This is a genomic window from Oscillibacter sp. MSJ-31, assembly GCF_018918025.1.
GTDB lineage: Bacteria > Bacillota > Clostridia > Oscillospirales > Oscillospiraceae > Hominicoprocola.
Genome location: NZ_JAHLPT010000002.1, coordinates 231,917 through 253,402, shown reverse-complemented (window position 1 = coordinate 253,402; position 21,486 = coordinate 231,917). Strand labels below are relative to the sequence as shown.

18 protein-coding genes, 2 tRNA genes and 1 pseudogene are annotated in these 21,486 nt (G+C 57.3%); 11 read left to right on the top strand and 10 right to left on the bottom strand.

Translation table 11 applies throughout. The annotated features are described in order from the left end of the window. Positions 1-67: 67 nt before the first annotated feature. Positions 68-1,867, bottom strand: coding sequence for an aminopeptidase P family protein (locus KQI17_RS03125; RefSeq protein ID WP_371821941.1), 1,800 nt, complete (start codon positions 1,865-1,867; stop codon positions 68-70). Between the two features lie 185 nt (positions 1,868-2,052). Between KQI17_RS03125 and greA the strand changes: the two genes are divergently transcribed. Then, entirely contained in the window at positions 2,053-2,529 is a 477-nt protein-coding gene (gene greA / locus KQI17_RS03120) for a transcription elongation factor GreA (protein ID WP_022018141.1), read from the top strand. 31 nt (positions 2,530-2,560) lie between these two features. Next, a complete protein-coding gene (lysS, locus tag KQI17_RS03115; RefSeq protein WP_216494761.1) occupies positions 2,561-4,060 on the top strand; it encodes a lysine--tRNA ligase in 1,500 nt (499 codons plus the stop codon). A gap of 49 nt (positions 4,061-4,109) precedes the next feature. Here lysS and KQI17_RS03110 read toward each other — a convergent pair whose 3' ends face one another. Beyond that, the gene (locus KQI17_RS03110) at positions 4,110-4,547 is read right to left on the bottom strand and encodes an Rrf2 family transcriptional regulator (RefSeq protein WP_216494760.1); all 438 of its coding nucleotides are present in this window, start codon (positions 4,545-4,547) and stop codon (positions 4,110-4,112) included. 131 nt (positions 4,548-4,678) lie between these two features. Here KQI17_RS03110 and KQI17_RS03105 point away from each other — a divergent pair, with 131 nt between their 5' ends. From KQI17_RS03105 to KQI17_RS03090, 4 genes are all read left to right on the top strand, one after another. After that, on the top strand, positions 4,679-5,614 hold the full coding sequence (locus KQI17_RS03105; protein WP_216494759.1) for a LysR family transcriptional regulator: 936 nt from the start codon (positions 4,679-4,681) through the stop codon (positions 5,612-5,614). A gap of 310 nt (positions 5,615-5,924) precedes the next feature. Continuing rightward, positions 5,925-6,773: a MetQ/NlpA family ABC transporter substrate-binding protein gene (locus KQI17_RS03100; RefSeq protein WP_216494758.1), complete on the top strand. Its 849-nt coding sequence runs from the start codon at positions 5,925-5,927 to the stop codon at positions 6,771-6,773. Positions 6,774-6,797: 24 nt separating this feature from the next. Then, positions 6,798-7,805 (top strand): methionine ABC transporter ATP-binding protein, encoded by a 1,008-nt coding sequence (locus tag KQI17_RS03095; RefSeq protein ID WP_216494757.1) that lies wholly within the window; start codon positions 6,798-6,800, stop codon positions 7,803-7,805. Positions 7,806-7,845: 40 nt separating this feature from the next. Then, entirely contained in the window at positions 7,846-8,502 is a 657-nt protein-coding gene (locus KQI17_RS03090) for a methionine ABC transporter permease (protein ID WP_253285665.1), read from the top strand. 79 nt (positions 8,503-8,581) lie between these two features. Here the strand turns inward: KQI17_RS03090 and KQI17_RS03085 are convergent, their stop codons facing one another. The 3 genes from KQI17_RS03085 to KQI17_RS03075 all read right to left on the bottom strand — a co-directional run bounded on the left by KQI17_RS03085 (position 8,582) and on the right by KQI17_RS03075 (position 13,390). Further along, entirely contained in the window at positions 8,582-10,180 is a 1,599-nt protein-coding gene (locus KQI17_RS03085; protein WP_216494756.1) for a CTP synthase, read from the bottom strand. 74 nt (positions 10,181-10,254) lie between these two features. Continuing rightward, positions 10,255-12,357: a glutamine synthetase III gene (locus KQI17_RS03080; protein WP_216494755.1), complete on the bottom strand. Its 2,103-nt coding sequence runs from the start codon at positions 12,355-12,357 to the stop codon at positions 10,255-10,257. 259 nt (positions 12,358-12,616) lie between these two features. Beyond that, complete coding sequence (locus KQI17_RS03075; RefSeq protein ID WP_022019283.1) at positions 12,617-13,390, bottom strand: formate/nitrite transporter family protein; 774 nt, start codon at positions 13,388-13,390, stop codon at positions 12,617-12,619. A 212-nt stretch (positions 13,391-13,602) separates the two neighbouring features. Between KQI17_RS03075 and KQI17_RS03070 the strand changes: the two genes are divergently transcribed. Beyond that, positions 13,603-13,690: transfer RNA gene (locus tag KQI17_RS03070), tRNA-Ser, on the top strand. Between the two features lie 32 nt (positions 13,691-13,722). Beyond that, a tRNA-Ser gene (locus KQI17_RS03065) sits at positions 13,723-13,816 on the top strand. Positions 13,817-13,958: 142 nt separating this feature from the next. Here the strand turns inward: KQI17_RS03065 and KQI17_RS13530 are convergent. The 5 genes and pseudogenes from KQI17_RS13530 to KQI17_RS03045 all read right to left on the bottom strand — a co-directional run bounded on the left by KQI17_RS13530 (position 13,959) and on the right by KQI17_RS03045 (position 15,719). Then, complete coding sequence (locus tag KQI17_RS13530; protein WP_253285667.1) at positions 13,959-14,387, bottom strand: CHAP domain-containing protein; 429 nt, start codon at positions 14,385-14,387, stop codon at positions 13,959-13,961. A 16-nt stretch (positions 14,388-14,403) separates the two neighbouring features. Beyond that, a pseudogene (locus KQI17_RS13525) lies at positions 14,404-14,592 on the bottom strand (phage holin); the annotation flags it as partial. A 55-nt stretch (positions 14,593-14,647) separates the two neighbouring features. Continuing rightward, positions 14,648-14,878 (bottom strand): hypothetical protein, encoded by a 231-nt coding sequence (locus KQI17_RS03055; RefSeq protein WP_216494754.1) that lies wholly within the window; start codon positions 14,876-14,878, stop codon positions 14,648-14,650. Further along, positions 14,875-15,177: a hypothetical protein gene (locus tag KQI17_RS03050; protein ID WP_216494753.1), complete on the bottom strand. Its 303-nt coding sequence runs from the start codon at positions 15,175-15,177 to the stop codon at positions 14,875-14,877. The genes KQI17_RS03055 and KQI17_RS03050 overlap by 4 nt, the downstream gene beginning before the upstream one ends. 392 nt (positions 15,178-15,569) lie before the next feature. Then, on the bottom strand, positions 15,570-15,719 hold the full coding sequence (locus KQI17_RS03045; RefSeq protein WP_216494752.1) for a hypothetical protein: 150 nt from the start codon (positions 15,717-15,719) through the stop codon (positions 15,570-15,572). A gap of 120 nt (positions 15,720-15,839) precedes the next feature. Here KQI17_RS03045 and KQI17_RS03040 point away from each other — a divergent pair, with 120 nt between their 5' ends. The 3 genes from KQI17_RS03040 (at position 15,840) to KQI17_RS03030 (ending at position 21,086) form a co-directional block, all read left to right on the top strand. After that, complete coding sequence (locus KQI17_RS03040) at positions 15,840-17,417, top strand: site-specific integrase (RefSeq protein ID WP_216494751.1); 1,578 nt, start codon at positions 15,840-15,842, stop codon at positions 17,415-17,417. A gap of 281 nt (positions 17,418-17,698) precedes the next feature. Next, positions 17,699-19,795: an McrB family protein gene (locus KQI17_RS03035; RefSeq protein ID WP_216494750.1), complete on the top strand. Its 2,097-nt coding sequence runs from the start codon at positions 17,699-17,701 to the stop codon at positions 19,793-19,795. After that, positions 19,770-21,086 (top strand): hypothetical protein, encoded by a 1,317-nt coding sequence (locus tag KQI17_RS03030; RefSeq protein ID WP_216494749.1) that lies wholly within the window; start codon positions 19,770-19,772, stop codon positions 21,084-21,086. The genes KQI17_RS03035 and KQI17_RS03030 overlap by 26 nt, the downstream gene beginning before the upstream one ends. Positions 21,087-21,486 lie beyond the last annotated feature (400 nt).

Genomic DNA, 21,486 nt, shown 5'->3' with positions numbered 1-21,486 from the left:
ACCGTTTTTCTCCTTTTCGGTAATGGTAGTCTGTGCCATTATAGCAGACACGGCGCAGATTGCAAGCTCACTTCCCGAGGGGCGCGGTCACGCCAAGCAGCCACGCGCGGGTCTCTGCGTCGAGATGCGGCGCGAGCGCTTCGTAAACACGCGCGTGGTAGGCGTTGAGCTGCGCGAGCTCGCGGTCGCTCAGGAGCGACGGGTCGATGGTATCGCGGTCGAAGGGCGCAAGCGTCAGCGGCTCGAGCGAAAGGAAGCGCCCGTAGGCGTTGGTCTCCGCCTCGCACACGAGCAGAAGATTTTCCAGCCGCACGCCGAATTTTCCCGCAAGGTACAGCCCCGGCTCGTCCGAGAAGATCATACCCGGCTCCAGCGCGGTGTGCCGCGCGTTGGAGGCGATGCTCCAATGGATGCGCTGCGGTCCCTCGTGGACGCTGAGCAGATAGCCGACGCCGTGGCCGGTGCCGTGGTTGTAGTCCAATCCCTCGTCCCAGAGCGGGCCGCGGGCGAGAATGTCAAGGTTCTCCCCCGTCACGCCCGCGCGGAAGCGCGCGGCGGCGAGAGCGAGGTGTCCGCGCAGGACGAGCGTGCAGGCACGCTTCTCCTCCCCAGCGACCGGGCCGAGCGCGACGGTGCGCGTCACGTCGGTCGTGCCGGTGCGGTAATGACCGCCGGTGTCGGCGAGGAGCAGGCCGTGCGCTTCGAGGGGCACATCGGTCTCCTCCGTCGCCTCGTAGTGGACGATGGCGCCGTGGGGGCCATAGGCGAGAATGGGGTCGAAGCTCGGTTCAAGATAGTCCGCGCTTTCGCGGCGGTATTCCTCCAATTTCGCGGCGGCGGAAAGCTCGGTGGCTCCCTCCCGCACGGCGTCACACTTGAGCCAGCGGAGAAAGCGCGTGAGCGCGATGCCGTCGGCAAGGTGCGCGCGGCGGAGGTTCTCCTGCTCCACGGCATTCTTGACCGCCTTCATGGGCACAATGGGACTGGGTCGGTCGAGCGTCTCCGCGCCGTCCGGCACGCTCTGCGTCAGGCGATAGTTCGCCGTCGCGCCGTCGAGCAGCACGCGCGTGCCGCGCGGCAGCGCACGGACAAGGCCGTAGATGCTTTCATAGTCCGCAAGGCGCACGCCGTCGGCGGCGAGCGACGCTTTCACTTCCTCGCCGACCGCGCCCGCGCGGGCGCAGAACACGGCATCCTCCTTTGTCAGCAGCAGAAAGCCGAGGAACACCGGCGTGCAGGCCACGTCGTTCCCGCGCAGATCCAGCAGCCACGCAAGCTCGTCGAGCGCCGTGACAACGAAGGCGTCCGCGCCCTCGTCCGCCATCGCCGCGCGCACGCGCGCGAGCTTGTCCGCGCGCGCTTCGCCCGCGTATTCGATCCCCAGCTCCCACACCGGCGCGGCGGAGAGCGGCGGTCGGTCGGGCCAGAGTGCGCCGACAAGGTCTTCGTCCCCTGCAAAGCGGATATGCTTTGTGCGCAGCTTATTCCCGAGCCGCCGCGCAAGCGCGGTGTTGACCGTGCGGGCATCGAAGCCGAGCAGGCTCCCGTCCTCCAGCTCCGCGAGCAGGAAGCGCTCGAGCGTCGGGACGTCCGGCTCGCCGGAGCGCATCAGCTCGATGCCGCTGCCGGCCAGCTGGCTCTCCGCCTGCAAAAAGTAGCGCCCGTCCGTCCAGAGGAGAGCGCGGCTCGGCAGGATGAGCAGCGTCCCCGCGCTGCCGGTGAAGCCGGAGAGGTATTCGCGCGCCTTGAAGTAGTCGCCGACATACTCCGAGGCGTGAAAATCATCGGTCAGGACAAGGTGGGCGGCAAGTCCGCGCTGCGCCATCGCGCGGCGCAGCGCCGTGAGCTTTTCTGCGGTGGTCATCATGGTTTCCTCCTGCTGTGCTGTCATTATTGTTCTGCCTTTATAGTATACCGCGGCGCGGGATTTGTAAAGCCGAGCCTTGACAAGCGGCGGGGCAGCGTCTATAATATTTTTACTTATAATGTGTTGGTATGCGCCGCCGTCGGTCCCGAAGGACGCCGAAGGGCGGCGCATAGAAAGGAAACGACATGAAAAAAGAGTACAAAATGAGCGCTGCCCGTCAGCAGGAGCTGCAGGACGAGCTGACCTACCTCAAGACCGTGCGCGAAAAGGAAGTGGCGGAGCTGATCAAAGAGGCCCGCGGCTTCGGCGACCTGAGTGAAAACAGCGAGTACGACGAGGCGAAGAACGAGCAGGGCAAGCTCTACTCCCGCATCGCGGAGCTGGAGGACATTCTGCTTCATGTCGTCATCATCGACGAGAGCGAGGGCGCGTCCAACGCCGTGAGCATCGGCTGCACCGTCACCGTCGTGGACCTCAAGACCGGCCGCGAGATGCCGCCCTACAAGGTCGTGGGCAGCCAGGAGGCTGATCCCATGCACCGCGCCATCAGCGAGGAATCCCCCTTCGGCAAGGCCCTCATGGGCGCGAAGGAGGGCGACGAGATCAGCGTCGAGGCCCCCGTCGGCATCATTCATTACCGTGTGGAAAAGATCGAGCGATAAGGCTCGAGGACGATCATAAGGAGAAAACGTTATGGCAGAGAACAATCAGGCAAACGCTCCCGCGCAGGAGCAGGACCTTTCCGAGATCCTCAAGGTCCGCCGCGAAAAGCTGGCGGCGCTGCGCGCCGAGGGACGCGATCCCTTCCAGCAGACGCGCTTTGACGTCAGCCACCACGCGCAGGACATCAAGGACCATTTTGACGAGCTTGAGGGCACCGAGGTCACCGTCGGCGGCCGACTGATGAGCAAGCGCGGCATGGGCAAGGTCAGCTTCTGCGACTTACAGGACAAGTCCGGCCGCATCCAGATCTACGCCCGCAAGGACGAGATGGACGAGGCGGAATACAACCGCTTCAAGAAGTACGACATCGGCGACATCGTCGGCGTGCGCGGTGAGGTGTTCCGCACCCAGCGCGGCGAGATGAGCGTCCGCGCCAAGGAGATCACGCTGCTCTCGAAGTCTCTGCGGCCGCTGCCCGAAAAATTCCACGGTCTGCAGGACAAGGAGCTGCGCTACCGTCAGCGTTACGTCGACCTCATCGTCAATCCCGAGAGCAAGCGGAATTTTGAGATCCGCTCGAAATTTGTGGCGTTCCTGCGCCGCTACCTCGACGACCTCGGCTTCATGGAGGTCGAGACGCCCGTGCTCAGCCCCATCGCGGGCGGCGCGAACGCGCGGCCGTTCATCACGCATCACAATACGCTCGACATTGATATGTATATGCGCATCGCCACCGAGCTGCATCTCAAGCGCCTGATCGTCGGCGGTCTGGAGCGCGTGTACGAGGTCGGCCGCATTTTCCGCAACGAGGGCATGGACACCAAGCACAACCCCGAGTTCACCACCTGCGAGCTCTACCAGGCGTTCACGAACCTTGACGGCATGATGGACATTCTGGAGGGCATTCTCGCGGGCGCCGCGAAGGAAATCCTCGGCACCTATCAGCTCCAGTGGCTCGGCCACGATATTGACCTCACCCCGTCGTGGAAGCGCGTCACGATGGCCGACGCCGTCAAGGAAGTGACCGGCGCGGACTTCATGGCGATCGAGGGCGACAACGACGCCGCCGTCGCGCTCGCCAAGAGCGTCGGCGTTGATATGGACGGTGTGGACAAGACCTGGGGCAACGCCCTCTACGAGACCTTCGACCAGAAGGTCGAGGAGACGCTCATCCAGCCGACGTTCATCACCATGTATCCCGTCGAGGTCAGCCCGCTTGCCAAGCGCAGCCCGTCCGACCCGCACCTGACCGAGCGCTACGAGATGTTCGTGTGCGGCTGCGAGATGGGCAACGCCTTCACCGAGCTCAACGACCCGATGGATCAGTATGAGCGCTTCAAGGCGCAGGTCGAAAAGCGCGCCAACGGCGACGACGAGGCGGAGATGATGGACGAGGACTACGTTATGGCTCTCGAATACGGTCTGCCCCCGACGGGCGGTCTGGGCTTCGGCATCGACCGCTGCGCGATGATGCTCTGCGGCACGGATTCCATCCGCGATGTGATCCTGTTCCCGACCATGCGCCCGTAACGGCTTGACTATAAAGTAGGCGGCTGCCGATGGCAGCCGCCTACTTTTTTCAGATCACATAGTCGTCGCCGCTGTGCTCGCGCTGGCGGTCGATCAGATCCTGCAGCGTGACGCCCGCGAGATAATCCTCGATCACACGGTCCAGGCCCTGCCAGAGCGGGAGAGTCGGGCAATTCGCGCTGCGCGGGCAGGTGTTGACCTCGCAGTCCAGACAGGCCACGGGGGCAAGACTTCCCTCGGTCAGGCGCAGAATGTCCCGCGCGGTGTAGTCCTCCGGCCGGCGGGCCAGCCGGTAGCCGCCCTGATAGCCGCGGTTCGTGAGCAGGAAGCCGGCGCGGCTGAGCGTCGGAACGATCTGCTCGAGGTATTTTTTGGAGATATCCTGCCGTTGGGCAACGTCCTTGAGCGATACGCAGCCGTCTCCCTGATGCTCCGCAAGGTCGAGCATCAGGCGCAGCGCGTAGCGTCCCTTGGTCGAGATACGCATAGGCTCACCTTCCGTTTTTTATCTATAATACCATATACTTTGTAGGAATTCAAGCGCAGCGCCCGCCGCGCTTGAATTTTGTCCGCCCGTATGCTATACTTTCTTCATTCTGTACACGGAGGAATACGCCCATGACGCTCCAACAGCTCCACTATGCCATCGTCATTTCCGAGACCGGCTCGATGAACAAGGCGGCGGAACGGCTCTACATCGCCCAGCCCTCGCTCACCGGCGCGATGCAGGAGCTGGAGCGTGAGCTCGGCATCACCATCTTCCACCGTAGCGGACGCGGCGTGACGCTGACGAACGACGGGCAGGAGTTCATCGACTATGCCCGTCAGGTCTACCACCAGTATGAGACGCTGGCGGAGAAATACGCGCATCCCAACGAGCTGAAAAAGAAGTTCGGCGTGACGACGCAGCACTATTCCTTCGCGGTCAAGGCTTTCGTGGAGATGGCCAAGAGCTTCGATACCGCCAAATACGATTTCGCCATCCGCGAGAGCAAGACGCGCGAGGTCATCGACGACGTCGCAAGCCTGCGCAGCGAGATCGGCATCCTCTACCTCAGCGACTTCAACCGCAACGTCATCACGAAGATCCTCCGCGCGAACGACATCGAGTTCCACGAGCTGATGGACTGCAAGTCCTATGTCTTTCTGTGGAAAAACCACCCGCTCGCCGACCGCGCAGAGATCCACGGCGAGGAGCTGAGCGATTACCCCTTCCTCTCCTTTGAGCAGGGCGGCAACGACTCCTTCTACTTTTCCGAGGAGCTGTCGTCCATGAACGACTACTCTCAGACCGTCAAGGTCAACGACCGCGCTACGATGGTCAACCTGATGGTCGGGCTCTACGGCTACACGCTCTGCTCGGGCATCGTGTGCGAGGAGCTCAACGGCGGGGACTACCGCGTCATTCCCCTTTCGGACGACAGCCCCATCAACGGCGTGATGAAGGTCGGCTATATCGTGAAGAAAAACCAGATCCTCAGCAGCGTCGGCAAACTGTATATCGAGAAAATACAGGAATTTCTTCACGCGGCACAGGGTGGTTTGTCCAACTGACACCCTCCTGTTTTGTTCATATCGTCAATATATGTCTCGACATTATGCCATTGAAGTATATGAAACGCACTATGCTATAGTTTGCACCTATAACTCATTATCCTTATAGCGTATTGGACAAATGGCGAAGCATCGTGTATAACTAACAGCGTCCCAAGCAAAGGAGGTCAAACACGATGCTCAAGCTGTTGAAAGAGCGAATGTGTCCGCACGGTTCGTGTTCCCGCATGAGCGGTCGAATGTGACCGCGGATCGTCGCATCAAAAATCATTCAAATAATATCAAAATCAAGAAAAGGAAGAATAAAATTATGAAAAAGCTCATTTCTCTTGCCCTCGCGGCAGTTCTCGCCCTCGGTATTCTCTCCGGCTGCGGCAAAAAGGCCGACGCCGCCATTCAGATCGCAGTCCCCAACGACACCACCAACGAAGCCCGCGCCCTGCTGCTGCTCGAAGCCAACGGCATCATCAAGCTCAAGGACGGCGCCGGCATCACCGCCACCAAGAACGACATCGCCGAGAATCCTCACAACGTCGAGATCGTTGAGACCGAAGCCGCGCAGATCCCCAACATCCTCAAGGATGTGGACTACGCCGTCATCAACTCCAACTACGCCATCAACGCCGGGCTGAATCCTGTCAAGGATTCTCTGGTCATTGAAGGCTCCGCCTCCGCTTACGCCAACATCCTCGCTGTCAAGGAAGGCAACGAGTCCAGCGACAAGGTCAAGGCTCTGGTCGCCGCGCTCGAGAGCCAGCAGGTCGCCGATTACATCGCCGAGAAGTATGACGGTGCGGTCGTGAGCACCGTCGAGAATCCGGGCGACGGCTACGACGCCAGCGTTGACTACGCCGCGCTCGCGGGTCAGACCATCTCCGTCGCCGCATCCCCCACGCCCCACGCCGAGATCCTCGAGGTCGCCAAGGAGATCCTTGCCGAAAAGGACATCACCCTCGACATTCAGACCTACAACGACTACGTTGTGCCCAACACCGTCGTGGAGGACGGCACCGTGGACGCCAACTACTTCCAGCACACCCCCTATCTTGATGACTTCAACAAGGAAAACGGCACACACATCGTCTCCGTCGCTGCCATTCACGTCGAGCCCATGGGTCTCTACGGCGGCAAGCAGACCACGCTGGACGCCCTGAAGTAAGATAAAAGAAAGGAGGAGAATTCCTTGATCGAACTCAAGCACGTCAGCAAAGTCTTTGAGACCGCCGGTGGGCGGGTGGAAGCCCTCAAGGATATCTCCCTGACCATTCCGGACGGTGACGTTTACGGCATCATCGGCATGAGCGGCGCCGGCAAGAGCACGCTGGTGCGCTGCATCAATATGCTCGAGCGCCCCACCTCCGGCGAGGTCATCGTCAACGGAAAACGTTTGGATACCATGTCGCCCGCGCAGCTCCGTGCTGCGCGGCGCGACATTACCATGATCTTCCAGCGCTTCAATCTGCTCATGCAGCGGAACTGCATGGATAATGTCTGCTTCCCAATGGAGCTTGCCGGAGTCAGCCGCCGTGAGGCGGCTTCTCGCGCGCAGGAGCTTCTGGAGACGGTCGGCCTGCCCGACAAGGCGAAGGCCTATCCCGCGCAGCTCTCCGGCGGTCAGCAGCAGCGCGTCGCCATTGCCCGCGCGCTGGCGACGAACCCCAAGGTCCTGCTGTGCGACGAAGCGACCAGCGCGCTCGACCCCAAGACGACGCGCCAGATCCTTGAGCTGATTGGCGACATCAACAAAAAGCTCGGCATCACGGTCGTCATCATCACGCACCAGATGAGCGTGGTGAAGAGCGTGTGCAACCATGTCGCCATTCTGGACGACGGCGAGGTGGTGGAGGACGGTCTCGTTTCCACCGTCTTCTCCGCGCCGAAATCCGCCGCCGCGCGCCATCTTGTTTTCCCCGGCGGCGCGGACGTCACGGTGTCCGATCCCACGCAGGAGCGCCGCATCCGCCTCATCTTCCGCAGCGCAAAGACTACCTCGATCCCGCTGGTGGCCCGCCTCGCGACGGAGGAGAACATCGCGGCCAACGTCATTTCCGCCAGCACGCAGAAGCTCTCGGAGGAGATCTACGGCAGTATGCTGCTCGGCGTCCCCGCGGCGCAGTTTGACCGTGCGTGGGAATTTCTGAGCGGGATCGAAAATCTTCAGGTCGAGGAGGCGAGCGTCGGTGTACAGTAATCTTTTCTCTCCCGAGTCCATCGAGGAGCTGACCGCAGCGCTGCAAACGCAGTTCCTCTCCGCCATCTGGGAAACCTTCTATGTTACGCTCCTCTCCACGGCCTTCGCCATCGTGATCGGTCTGCCGCTGGGCGTGCTGCTCGTGGTGGGCGAAAGGGACGGCGTACTGCCGCTCCCCCGCTGGCTGATGAGCGTGCTGAACGTTCTTATCAACCTGCTGCGCTCTATTCCGTTCCTGATTTTGATGATCATGGTCTTTCCGCTCTCGCGCCTCATCATCGGCACGACCGTCGGCACGACCGCGACCATCGTTCCGCTTGTCGTCGCGGCCTTTCCGTTCGTCGCGCGTCTCGTCGAGAGCAGCCTGCGTGAGCTGGACCCCAACATCATCGAGGCCGCGCAGAGCATGGGCGCGACGCCCATGCAGATCATCTGCAAGGTGATGATCCCCGAAAGCATCCCCTCCCTGCTGCAGAACTTCACCATCGCGCTCACGACCATCCTCGGCTATTCGGCCATGAGCGGCATCATCGGCGGCGGCGGCCTCGGCAAGATCGCCATTGACTACGGCTACTACCGCTACAAATATCTCGTGATGTACGCGGCGGTCATCCTGCTCATTCTGCTCGTGCAGCTCTTCCAGAGCGTCGGCACGAAGCTCGCCGCCAAGTGCGACAAGCGTCTGAAAAACCGCTGAATACAGCAAAAGAGAACCGCGCGGCGGTTCTCTTTTTTCATGCAGGGGGCGGAGCCATACGGCTCCGCCCCCTTCACTATTATTTGCCCGCCTTGCGCAGCGCCGCGGCGACAAAGCCGGTGAAGAGTGGGTGCGGACGGTCGGGACGGCTCTTGAATTCGGGGTGGAACTGGCAGCCGACGTACCAATCCTGCTCGCTCAGCTCGGCGATCTCAACGAGCGAGCCGTCCGGCGAGGTGCCGGAGAAGGTCATGCCCGCGCGCTCAAGCTCCTCGCGGAAGAGGTTATTGAACTCGTAGCGGTGACGGTGGCGCTCGGAGATCTCGCGTGTGCCGTAGGCGGCATACGCCTTCGTGCCCTCGCCGAGCACGCAGGGGTATTTGCCGAGACGCATCGTGCCGCCCTTGGCGGTCACGCCGATCTGGTCGGGCAGCAGCGCGATGACCGGGTGCGCAGTGAGGGAGGAGAACTCCGCGCTGTGCGCGTCGGCCCAGCCGACGGCGTGGCGCGCAAACTCGATGACGGCGATCTGCATACCGAGGCAGATGCCGAGATAGGGCACGCCGTTCTCGCGCGCGTACTGCGCGGCGAGGATCATGCCCTCGATGCCGCGGTCGCCGAAGCCGCCGGGCACCAGCACGCCCGCGCAGCCGCCGAGAACGGAGGCGACATTCTCCGCCGTCAGCGTTTCGGAATCGACCCATTGGATCGTCACCTGTGCGTCGCAGGCCGTGCCCGCGTGGAAGAGCGACTCAACGACGCTCAGATAAGCGTCGTGCAGGCCGGTATACTTGCCGACGAGCGCGATGGTCACCTGTTTGTGCGCGTGCTTGATCTTCTCGACGAGCGCCGTCCATGCCTTCATATCCGGCTCGCCGCAGTCAAAGCCGAGCTTGCGGCAGACCTCGCGGCAGAGGCCGGCGTCCTCAAGCAGCAGCGGCACCTCATAGAGTGTGGAGGCCGTGACGTTCGGGATCACGCACTCCGGCTCAACGTTGCAGAACAGCGCGATTTTGTGGCGCACATCGTCGGTCAACGGGCTGTCCGTGCGGCAGACGAGGATATCCGGCTGGATGCCGAGGGAGAGCAGCTCCTTGACGGAATGCTGCGTGGGCTTGCTCTTGAGCTCGCCGCTGCCGGGGATGGAGACGATGAGCGGAACGTGGATAAAGAGGACGTTTCCTCTCCCTTTTTCCGCCGCGACCTGCCGGATCGCTTCAAGGAACGGCTGGCTCTCGATATCGCCCACCGTGCCGCCGATCTCCGTGATGCACACGTCGGTCTCGCCGTCGTCCATGGCGTAGACGCGGCTTTTGATCTCGTCGGTGACGTGCGGAATGATCTGCACCGTGCCGCCGAGGTAGCCGCCCTGCCGCTCGCGGTTGAGGACGCTCCAGTAGACCTTGCCGGAGGAGACGGAAGCGTTCGCGTTCAGCGCCTCATCCACGAAGCGCTCGTAGTGGCCGAGGTCCAGGTCGGTCTCCGCGCCGTCGTCGGTGACGAAGACCTCGCCGTGCTGGTAGGGACTCATCGTGCCGGGGTCCACATTGAGATAGGGGTCGAATTTCTGGTTCTTCACGCGCAGCCCGCACTGCTTCAACAGGCGGCCGAGCGACGCCGCGCAGATGCCCTTGCCGAGGCCGGACACCACGCCGCCGGTGACAAAAATGTACTTCATGTTCTCCTCCACAACACAAATAAATTGGAAAAATCATTTCAAAAGGAACGCTCAGAAAGCGTTCCTTTTGGGGATCAAACGGAGAAAAGCAGATCGTAGAAGGTCGGATACGGCCAGTACTTGCCGGCGGTCAGCGTCTCGAGACGGTCGACAGTATCGCGCACCGCGTCCATATCAGCGGCAACAACGTCGTGGTAATAGCGCATCTCCTCTTCGCCGGAGGCGCCGACGGGCGCAGTCTCCAGCGCGGTCTTGAGCGTCACGGTCTGCTCGAGCAGCTTGTCGTTGAGGATGCCGATGGAGTTGGCCAGCGACTTCTCGACGTGGCAGGGCAGCTCGGGTGCGGCCTCGTGCTTGCGCAGCATCGTCTCGCAGAGCTTGCTCTCATACTCGGAGGCGGCGTTGAGGATCTCATGCTGGACCATATCGACCATGGTGGCCGCTTCGATGTGGATGACCTTGCGGTACTTCTCCATGTGGATCTCGTGGCGGGAGAGCATTTCCTCCTTCGTGTAAACGCCGTGCTTCATCATCAGTTCGACGTTCTTGGGCAGAACATAGGTCGGCAGGGCGTCGGCGGTGCTGCGCAGATTCGCAAGGCCGCGGCGCGCGGCCTCCTCGACCCACGCCTCCTCATAGCCGTTGCCGTTAAAGATGATGCGGCCATGCTCGATGAACGCCTTGCGCACAAGGTCGTGCAGCGCCTTGTTGAAGTCCGGCGCCTCCTTGAGCACCGCGTAGAACTGGCTGAGCTCCTCCGCCATGATGGTGTTGAGCACCGTGACGGGGCCGGCGATGGACTGGCTGGAGCCGGGCATACGGAACTCGAACTTGTTGCCGGTGAAAGCCACGGGCGAGGTACGGTTGCGGTCGGTGGTGTCCTGCGGGATGGAGGGCAGCACGTCCACGCCGATGCGCAGCGTCTTGCGCTCGGTCTCGGTATAGTCGCTCTCACCGACGATGGCGTCGATGATGCTCTGCAGCTCGGAGCCGAGGAAGACGGAGATGATGGCCGGCGGCGCTTCCTGCGCGCCGAGACGGTGATCGTTGCCCGCGAAGGCGACGGAGCAGCGCAGCAGCTCCTGATACTCGTCCACGCCCTTGACGAAGGCGGCGAGGAAAAGCAGGAACACGGCGTTCTGGCTGGGCGTTTTGCCGGGGGAGAACAGATTCTCGCCCGTGTCGGTCGAGAGCGACCAGTTGACGTGCTTACCGGAGCCGTTGACGCCGGCAAAGGGCTTTTCATGCAGCAGGCAGACGAGACCGTGGCGCTCGGCGACCTTCTTCATCGTCTCCATGACGAGCTGGTTCTGATCGTTGGCGGTGTTGGCGTCGCAGTAGATGGGAGCCATCTCGTGCTGACCGGGGGCGACCTCGTTGTGCTTGGTCTTGGAGAGCACGCCGAGCTTCCACAGCTCCTCGTCCAACTCCTTCATAAAGGCCGCCACGCGCGGGCGGATGACGCCGAAGTAGTGGTCGTCCAGCTCCTGGCCCTTGGGCGGCTTGCTGCCGAAGAGGGCGCGGCCGCACAGTCGCAGGTCCTCACGCTTGAGGTACAGCTCGCGGTCAATGAGGAAATACTCCTGCTCGGGGCCGACCTGCGGCGTGACCTTACTGACGTCCTTCTGGCTGTCGAAAAGATGCAGCAGCTTCACCGCTTCGCGGTTGACCGCCTCGTTCGAGCGCAGCAGCGGGGTCTTCTTGTCCAGCGCCGCGCCGCCGTAGGAGCAGAACACCGTCGGGATGCAAAGGCTGCCGTCCTTGATGAAGGCAAAGGCGGTGGGGTCCCATGCGCTGTAGCCGCGCGCCTCAAAGGTCGCGCGCAGACCGCCGGAGGGGAAGCTCGAGGCGTCGGGCTCGCCGCACACCAGCTCCTTGCCTGAGAAATCCATGATGATCTTGCCGCCGCCGATGGGGTTGATAAAGCTGTCGTGCTTTTCGGCGGTGATGCCGGTCAAGGGCTGGAACCAATGGGTAAAATGCGTCGCGCCATGCTCCAGCGCCCAGGTCTTCATGGCCTCGGCGATATCGTTCGCGGCGGTCAGTGGCAGCGGCTTGCCGCTTTTCAGGCAGTCGCGCCAGACTTCCATCGCCTGATGCGGAACATACTGCTCCATCGTTCCCTCATTAAAGGACATCGAACCAAACAGCTCGGGAATACGATCTTTTTCACTCATCGTTACGAACCTCCTTATTCGTTTTTTATTTACAAAAAATATGGATAGATTCTACCTCTGCAAGTTTCCGACGTCAAGACTTCATATTGTTCAAGCTTTTTCCAATATCCGGGCAATGTGTTGGCGCTGTCCACAAAATTGCTGCAAGAGAAAAAATTTCTCTTGCATTGCATAGGGCGCCGTGCTATGATAAACATGGACTCGCCTTTGGGGTGTGTCTTTTTTCGTTTTCTGCGCAAACTATTTCAGGGGCGGCGCATCATTCTTTGAGATAAGCGAAGCGGTAGCCCACTCCGAGCGCCGCGCCGCCGACAAGATTCCCGAGCGTCACCGCCGCGAGGTTTTCAAGACAGCCGGCAAGCGTCAGCGTCGTTTCCATGCCGTACTCCGCCGCGGCAAACGCACCGGCGGGCAGGTAGTACAGGTTCGCGATGCAGTGCTCATAGCCGCAGAGGACAAAGAGCAGGATGGGAAAAAAGAGCGCGATGACCTTCCCCTCCGCGCGTTTGGAGGCTGCCGCCATCCACACCGCGAGGCAAACCAGAAAATTGCACAGGACCCCGCGCAGGAAAGCGTCTCCAAATCCGAGCGCCGCCTTGCTCTCCGCGATGGAAACCATCGAGCGCGCCAGACCATCGCCGAAAAGCGAGGCCGTGTGGCTGTAGACCGCCAGCGCGGCCACCGCCGCGCCGCCCACGGCATTGCCGAGGTAGACAGTCAGCCAGTTACGCAGCAGCTGTGCGGGCGTGATGCGGCGCTCCAGCAGGGCCATCACCATCAGGCAGTTGCCGGTGAAAAGCTCGCTGCCCGCGAGGATCACCATGGAAAGTCCCGCCGGAAACACGCAGGCCGAAAGGAGCTTTGCAAGCGAGCCGCTCTCCACCGTCACGGCGGCCGCCGTCGCACCGACGCCTGCGAGCGCGATGTAGGCTCCCGCCAATATGGCGAGCAGGAGCATCTTTCCAAGGGGCAGCCGCGCCTTGCTCTCGCCGGCGGCGAGCAGGCTCCGGGCGATCTCGGGAGGGGTGAGCATGGGCAGGTCTCCTTTCCTCTTTCATGCGGACACAATATTGATATATTGTATCGAAAAACGTCGGAACGGTCAAGCGCTGCCGAAAAGTTCTTTTCACGCGAAAGGTTTTTCTAATTTACGGCAAACATTTCGCGCTTTCTCCTTGACAAGTACCCCCACAATATGCTAAGATAACACTTGCGTTTGAGAGTGAGCCGGCTCCTCACAAGCATGGAGAGATGGCTGAGCGGTTGAAAGCACCGGTCTTGAAAACCGGCGATGTGAAAGCATCCGTGGGTTCGAATCCCACTCTCTCCGCCAAATGGAACATCGGCTGAAGAATTTCGACATTTGCGGAAGTACCCAAGTGGCCGAAGGGGCTCCCCTGCTAAGGGAGTAGGGTGTGTAAAAAGCGCCGCGGAGGTTCAAATCCTCTCTTCCGCGCCAAGAAAAACCTTGAAACTACTGTAGTTTCAAGGTTTTTTCATTTTCCCAGCACCCAAAATTTTGTCTCAGAAGATAGGGGCGAAGCGGAAACTTTTGTGATGTTTCGGAATGCTTTGGAACAGTTTTGTTGTCAAAAATGTTGTCATGGATAAGGCTGTGCCCACGCTGGACACAGCCTTTTGAAATTTGCCCGAATCGGGCAAATTATTTCATCGTTGCCAGCTTGCGGATCAGGTCGCTGCCGTACTTGTACGCCGCGAGGTAGTCCATCGTCTTGTCCTCCAACCCCCGCCCGCTTTTGGAGCTGTGCGCGATAGTCCGTGTACTTTGGGCGGTACGCGCCGAGCACGAGCGACATCTTTCGCTTGCGGCGATACACGCCGTCGCCGTTTGACTGGCTGCCGGTGTTGCCGTTGGAGGTATTGCCCTCGATGGCGGTGACATACTGCCCGCTGACGCTCTCGCAGATTCCGCAGTGGTCGGTCTTGTACGCCGTGCCGGGCAAGTCGTAGATCAGCACGTCGCCGGGCCGGTAGCCCTTGGTGACCCACTGCCCGTGTGCCTGCGCCATTGGCTTTGTTGTAGCTCGCGGTGCTGATGCCGATGAGCGCGCCCACGAAGGCCACCACGGCGTTGATGGTGGTCGCGACCTCCTGCGCGTAGGGCCAGCCCCAAACGCCCGCCAGCGCGCTGTAGAGCACGGAGAGCGCGGGCAGGGCGATGAGGCACAGCCACTTCAAAATGCCGTAGACCTTGTCGTTGAATTGCAGTTTCATTTCATTCATCCTTTCCTTTGATCTTGATATTGGCGAGCAGGGCAAGCTCTGCCGTCTACGCGGCGAACCACGCGACGGTCAGGCTGTCCGGCACAATTTTGTCGTTGGCGGTGAGCACGAGGCTCACGATGCAGTACCATGTCAGGTTAAAGATGGCTGCCAAGACGTACCGGTCGCGCTTGCGTACGCCCTCGAGCCAGTGCGCGAGGATCGCCAGCGCGGAGGCCACAACGACAACCGCGCACAGCACGCAGACCGCGATGAGGAACACCTGCCACCACGTCACGAAATCACCTCCCACTCGTCGATCTCCGACTTGATGCGGTCGATAAAACTGTTGCCGCCGAGGGCCTTGTACCCGCGGTAGAGATAGAGAAAATCCTCCAGCTCGTACTGTCGGATGGTGCGGCCCTCCCTGCGGCGGTAGTAGGTGTGCAGCATGTCATGCCGGAGCTGGCACTTGAGCGCGTCGGTCAGCTTGTCCAGCCCCAGCAGCTTGTTGCGGATGGGCTTAATGAGCATCGCCAGCGCGGCCAGAATGACCGTGATCTCCGAGCAGGTCGATGCAACGGTCGATAGGTTCATAGGCATTCTCTCTTTCCGGCGGCAAAAAAGCCGCCCTGTCGTTCTTGACAAAGCGGCTTCGGCGTGATATATTCAAGGTCAGCAGGAACGGCTCACTTTGGACGGTGCAGGTCGCTCCCCCATACAAGTTTAGAGCTTGAAGGAAAGCCGCTGCCGTTTAGGTGACGGTTATTTCTTTATGTACCCAAGGATACCGAAGATAACCGTAGCGAGGAGCAATAGAAGCGTCAATACTTCCATCGTCGTCATGCGGTCACCCCCTTGAGGGGGAACAACCTGTTTCACGCTCTTACTGGCACGCTCATCATACCACGCGCGCCGCGCCTTGTCAATTTGCCGCCCTCGAGCGGCTTTTGTTATTTCAGGGCCGGCCGGAGCTGCCCTGGCCTTGCTCACTTGTTCATCTCCGCGAGCTTCGCTGCAATATCGTCCGGGATGCGGCACTTCTCCTTCTTGACGCAGTAGCCGTTCTCATCGTAGGTGAGCTTGTACTGCGGCAGGACATAGATCTCCGTGCCGGCGCGCTCAAGATCACGGCGCATGACCGGCTGCTTGATGCTGTTCCTGATGCCCGCGCTCTCGCTCAGGCCCGAGGGGGTATCGGTGACTTCGATGGGTCTGCCGTCGGATGCGATTCTCTTGCTCGGGAAGGAGTTGAGACCTTGGCAAAGAAACGGAAAAGCGGAACCGGCACCGTAAGACAGCGCGGCGACGGCCGGTGGGAGGGCCGTGTTGTCATCGGCTATGATGACAATGGCCTTCCCAAGACGAAGAATGTTCTCGCCAAAACAAAGCGGGAATGTCAGGAGAAACTAAAAACACTTACCGAAAGCATGGTGGGGCGAAATGACCGAAAGGTCAAACCGGATATGCTGTTCGGAGACTGGCTATGCTACTGGTATGAAACCCACAGCAAGCCGACGCTCCGCGCCTCCACGCAGAACAACTACGAAAATGTCATTTACAACCATGTCCTGCCGGAGATCGGAAAAACCCCACTGAACAAATTGTCGCAGAATGATTTGCAGCAGTTCTACGGGCGGCTGAAAAAGAATGGCCGCAAGCGTCTGACGGAGCAATACGGCGCGGGACTTTCCGACCGCATGGTGCGGATGTGCCACGCGGTCTGCCGCTCCGCCTTGGAACGGGCCGTGCGGGATGACTTGCTCCGTACAAACCCAGCCATCGGCTGCAAGCTGCCGCCGAAAAAGGCAAAGGAGATGCAGGTGCTGGATCGGGAGGAATTGCAGAAATTTCTCATTCAGGCGCAGGCGGACGGGTACTACGAGCTGTTCCTGCTGGATCTCTGCACCGGTCTGCGGCGGGGTGAATTGATAGCACTTCAATGGGAGGATCTGAACTTTGAAACCGGTGTGCTGACCGTCAACAAACAGGCGTACACGGTAAACGGCGAATTGCAGATCATCCCGCCCAAAACCAAGGCATCTGTCCGAAAGCTGGTGCTGCCGCCTGCGGTGCTGGCCGTGCTGCGGGAATACCGCAAAAAGGTGGACTCCCGCTGGATTTTTCCGTCCCCGGTGAAGGCGGATCGACCGATCACGCCCGGCGTGGCGCGCAGGCGGCTTCAGACGATACTGGAGCGGGCAGACTGCAAGCGTGTCAGATTCCATGATCTGCGACATACCTTCGCAACGCTGGCACTGGAAAATGGCATGGATGTGAAAACCCTCTCCGCTATGCTGGGCCATGTGTCTGCGGTGACAACGCTGGACATCTACACCCACATCACCGGCGATATGCAGCGGGCAGCCGCCGCCAGCATCGACCGGAGCATCGGCAAGATGGAGCCGCAGGAAGAAGCGGAGCCGGAGCAGAAAGGCATCGTGGACTTCCAGCCCTATGTGGGGAAGAAAAGGAAACCGGGCACCGGCTGCGTCAGCGAACTCAATGACCACCTGTTTGAGGGGCGCTATTCTCCCATATGGCCGGACGGGACACAGCATTCCCGCAACGTCTACGCCCATACCCGCGAGGACTGCGAGGAAAAGCTCAAGGCGCTGATCACGGAGATGAACGAGGAACGCAAAAATCTCAAGGAGCAGCTTGCGGGCATCGCCCCGCCGGAAAAGCTAACAAAGAAGCAGCGCAAGCTGTGGGACTATATGCGTCTCCACCCGGAGGTCACGGAGTTCTCCACTCTCGCCAATCGAACCGGCCTGGCACGAAATACGGTGAAGAAGCATTATGAGGTGGTGGCGGCAATGCTGGGGAGAAAATAGAAGTCACGGAAGTGAAAAAACAGAGGCAAGGATTCCTATCAATCCTTGCCTCTGTTTTTCCCTGTTTTGGTATAGATGAAATGTGTAAAAAACTAAGATAATTCTGCGACAGTATTGCGTATGCATAATGCGGATTCTTGTCTTTTGCTAAAATCGATGGTACTATGATATTGATAATTGCGTACGGCCTCACGAAAGAAAACGACCACATCATCCAGCAGGCATTTGCCGAACGCTTCTACCGTGAGCCATAAGTGAACTTGAAATATCGGAGGTGCAGCATGGCTATACCGAAGCTGAAGAAGCAGAATATTATCGACGCCCTGAAATTCATCGACGAGAACGGGGTTCCCGAACATAATACGAGCGTAAAATATGTTCTTGTGTCTGAGAATGGAAAAAAATACCCGCCGAAGTATGTGATGGCCGTTGCTGACCATTTGGCGAATGGTACGGATATTTCAACAGAAGCATTTACCAGTGCCGATGCAAAGAACTATCTGGAAAGCCGGGGCTTCACTATTGAAACAAAACCGCAGGAAAAGTTCGAGTTGTCTATTACTGCTGAGAGTGTAAAGTCAACAGATGAACGCTTTACCATGGAAGATCTGAACCTTGGGGATAACTATAAGCCGCTGAATGCTTATTTCGAGAAGGCAAATGGGGATATCATCAAGCGTGCATACAACAAAGGCGAAAAAAGAAATTCTAATCAGACTATGCCGCGTATTGCCTGCCAGATATTTGAGAAGCAGCTTGCCGCATTATCCGTTGAGGACAAGGAGAGCTTTCCCGTTTGCAAATACAGCCCTAATAGTGACATGATTAGAGGTATTTATACGAGTGTCGATGAGTACAAGAAGCACCGCAACTCGTTAGAGTACTTGACCTACAGCTATGATAACGGCCGCCAGTTTGTTATTTATAGCTGGAATATATTCTCTACGATTATCTTCGTTCAGGAATGTTTGAAGCGTTTCGGTGAACCGGGAGATCAGTTCATTTTGACATACCGCGAAAAAGATGAGAAGGAAACCGCAGCGGCAGAAACGGAAGCTGCTGTTCAGGAAGAGCTTGTTCAACAGTTCAAGGGATACCGAAATCCGTTTTCTTCTATGCTGATTGAATCAAAAAATCTGATTTTCAGAGGTGCGCCCGGTACCGGAAAATCTTATCTTGCTAAAGAAATCGCTGCGGACATCATCAGCAATGGGTACTTTGACGATTACACACTTCTTACTGACGAGCAGAAGAAACAGGTTGAGTTCGTTCAGTTCCATCCGAGTTATGACTACTCTGATTTTGTTGAAGGACTAAGACCGAAAATCAATGATGATGGGACAATGGGCTTTGAATTGCAGGATGGCATTTTCAAGAAGTTTGTTGCCCGTGCCAGAAAGAACTATGAGGACTCCCAAAAATCCAGAGAAACCGTAGAAAAGGAAGTCACGGTTCAAGAATCCATGACAGAGTTTTTCTCCGGCGTTGAGTTTGGCGTTGACACATTTAAAACGATCAATGGAAATGAATTTACCATTACCGGCGTGGATGACGGGCATATCCATATTTCCATTCCCGGTAACGCATCTGTCAACAGGCTTGCTCTGAATCTGGATGAAGTTAGAAAGATGCTGGAATCCGGGCAGAAGTTTGAAAAAATAAAGGATATCACGTCCTTTTTCGGAAAGACGTTTGCTACACAAGGATACTCCTATGACTTTGCTATCTATAAAGCAATCAAAGCGAAGAAAAGTACAGTTTCAAAAGCAAAGGCAAAACAGGAGGAACTGAAAAAATACATATTCATTATAGATGAAATCAACCGCGGCGAGATTTCAAAGATTTTCGGTGAACTGTTCTTTGCGATAGATCCCGGTTATCGCGGCAAAGCCGGAGAAATCTCCACGCAATATTCTAATCTGCACTCTGACCCCGGCGAAAAGTTCTATATTCCTGAAAATGTCTATATCATCGGCACCATGAACGATATCGACCGCTCTGTGGACAGCTTTGATTTTGCCATGCGTCGTCGCTTCCGTTTTGTAGAACTCAGAGCGGATGAGCGTCTTGAAATGCTTGCCTCGCTGGAAAACGAGGAATTAGAGGCTGAAGCAATCAGAAGGATGGCTGCGCTCAATAAGGCAATCGCAGAGGTTGAGGATCTGAATGAAAATTATCAGATCGGAGCGTCTTACTTCCTAAAGTTGAAAACACTTGATTTTGACCAGCTTTGGACGGATTACTTGCAGCCGCTCCTGCAGGAGTACATTCAGGGAATGTACGATGAGGAAGGGATTATGAATCGGTTCGCGAGGGCATACGGTTATAAGAAACCCGCCAGAGGTGATGAGAATGAAGCTGCTCAGGATCAAGGATAACTCTCAGCAGAAAAAGGATGCCTTTTCTCAAGTAGCGAGGCTGACAGGCAAAATTGCAGATAAAACGTTGGAACAGCTTGAGCGTGAAGGCGTGTTCGTATTTCCTGAAACCGTAAAAGATGCAGAGGATATTACGCAAGATCAGATGATCCTCCAAAGCGTCAATGACACCTATCGCTCCGGCAATGTGATGGGCTTTCTTGGCTACGGTGATGAGCGGCTTGTGATCGCATCCCGTTTTTGCGGAGAGGGTGAGGATTACTTTTTCCAGTATCTTTTAGACAAAGTTCTGGACTTTCCCAATATAGTAGATTTGGATTCCGACGCCAATCAAGATAATCGGCTGTTCAATTTTCTGCTGTTTCTGTTTCCGTATTACCTCAAAGCAGCGATGCGGAAGGGCTTGTTCAAGAAGTATATTCGTCGTAGGTATAATGACGGAAATGTAAAAGGCACCATTGATGTTGCAAGGCATATAGAGAAGAACACCCCATTTGTAGGAAATGTTGCATACAGCCAGAGAGAATTTTCCTACGATAACAGCCTGATGGAACTGGTGCGGCATACCATAGAGTTCATCAAAAGAAAGTCTTACGGAAATAATCTTCTTATCAAAGTGAAAGACGAGGTAAAACTCGTTATAGATGCGACTTCAGAATATGAGCTGTGTGACAGGCAGAAGATCATTGAGCAAAACAAAAAGAATGCTGTCCGACACGCTTATTTCAGAGAGTATCTCGCATTGCAACGTTTGTGCCTCTTAATTCTCCGACATCAGAAACACCAAATCGGGACAGGGGCGAGACAGATATATGGCATCCTGTTCGATGGAGCATGGTTATGGGAGGAATACATCAATTCGCTGATAGAAGATGTGTTTTATCACCCAATGAATAAAGGTGGCAAAGGCGCGCAGAGATTGTTTGCTGGAAATGTGGGATTGATCTATCCTGATTTCATCAGCCGGAACAGCGAAATGAGAATTATTGCCGACGCCAAGTATAAGCCGATTGATAACATTGGCAATCGAGATTATTTACAGGTGCTTGCCTATATGTTCCGTTTTGATGCAAAGGCTGGCTACTATCTCTATCCGGAAGCGGAAGGGTCTGACGATTTGAAATTGTGGTTGAATCGTGGTTCGACCTATGAGAAAAATGTCGTGCCGCATGATGACATCAGCATTACCAAGCATGGTCTGAAAATTCCCGTGGATGTGCTAAATTACGCTGAATTTTCCGCAAGAATGAAAACCTGCGAACAAGAATTCAAAAGTGCGCTAATATTTTAACTGTTCAAAGAGGTGCGTACTTAAATAAGAAAACAGCCCCTGAAATCGAATGATTTCAGGGGCTGTGGTCCGAGATGGGAGACTCGAACTCCCGACATCTTGCTCCCAAAGGCTTAAAGTGCTGTTTTTGTTGCAAAAAATTACGTTTTTGGTAGTAAATAGGTACTAAAGAAGTATTTATGGTTATATCTAAACAGGTGGTGTTTATCTGCTTTGAGTCCAGTTGTGGTCAAAATTGTGGTATAAAACACAGACTCCCCACGACCAATTCAGGTCGTGGGGAACCGTTTTTCTAATGATATTATAGCAAAAGCTAAGATGGTTGTCAATCTTGATCAGTACAATGAATATTCATGGTATACAACTCAAGTTTCATAATACCCAAAAATCTTTTATACCC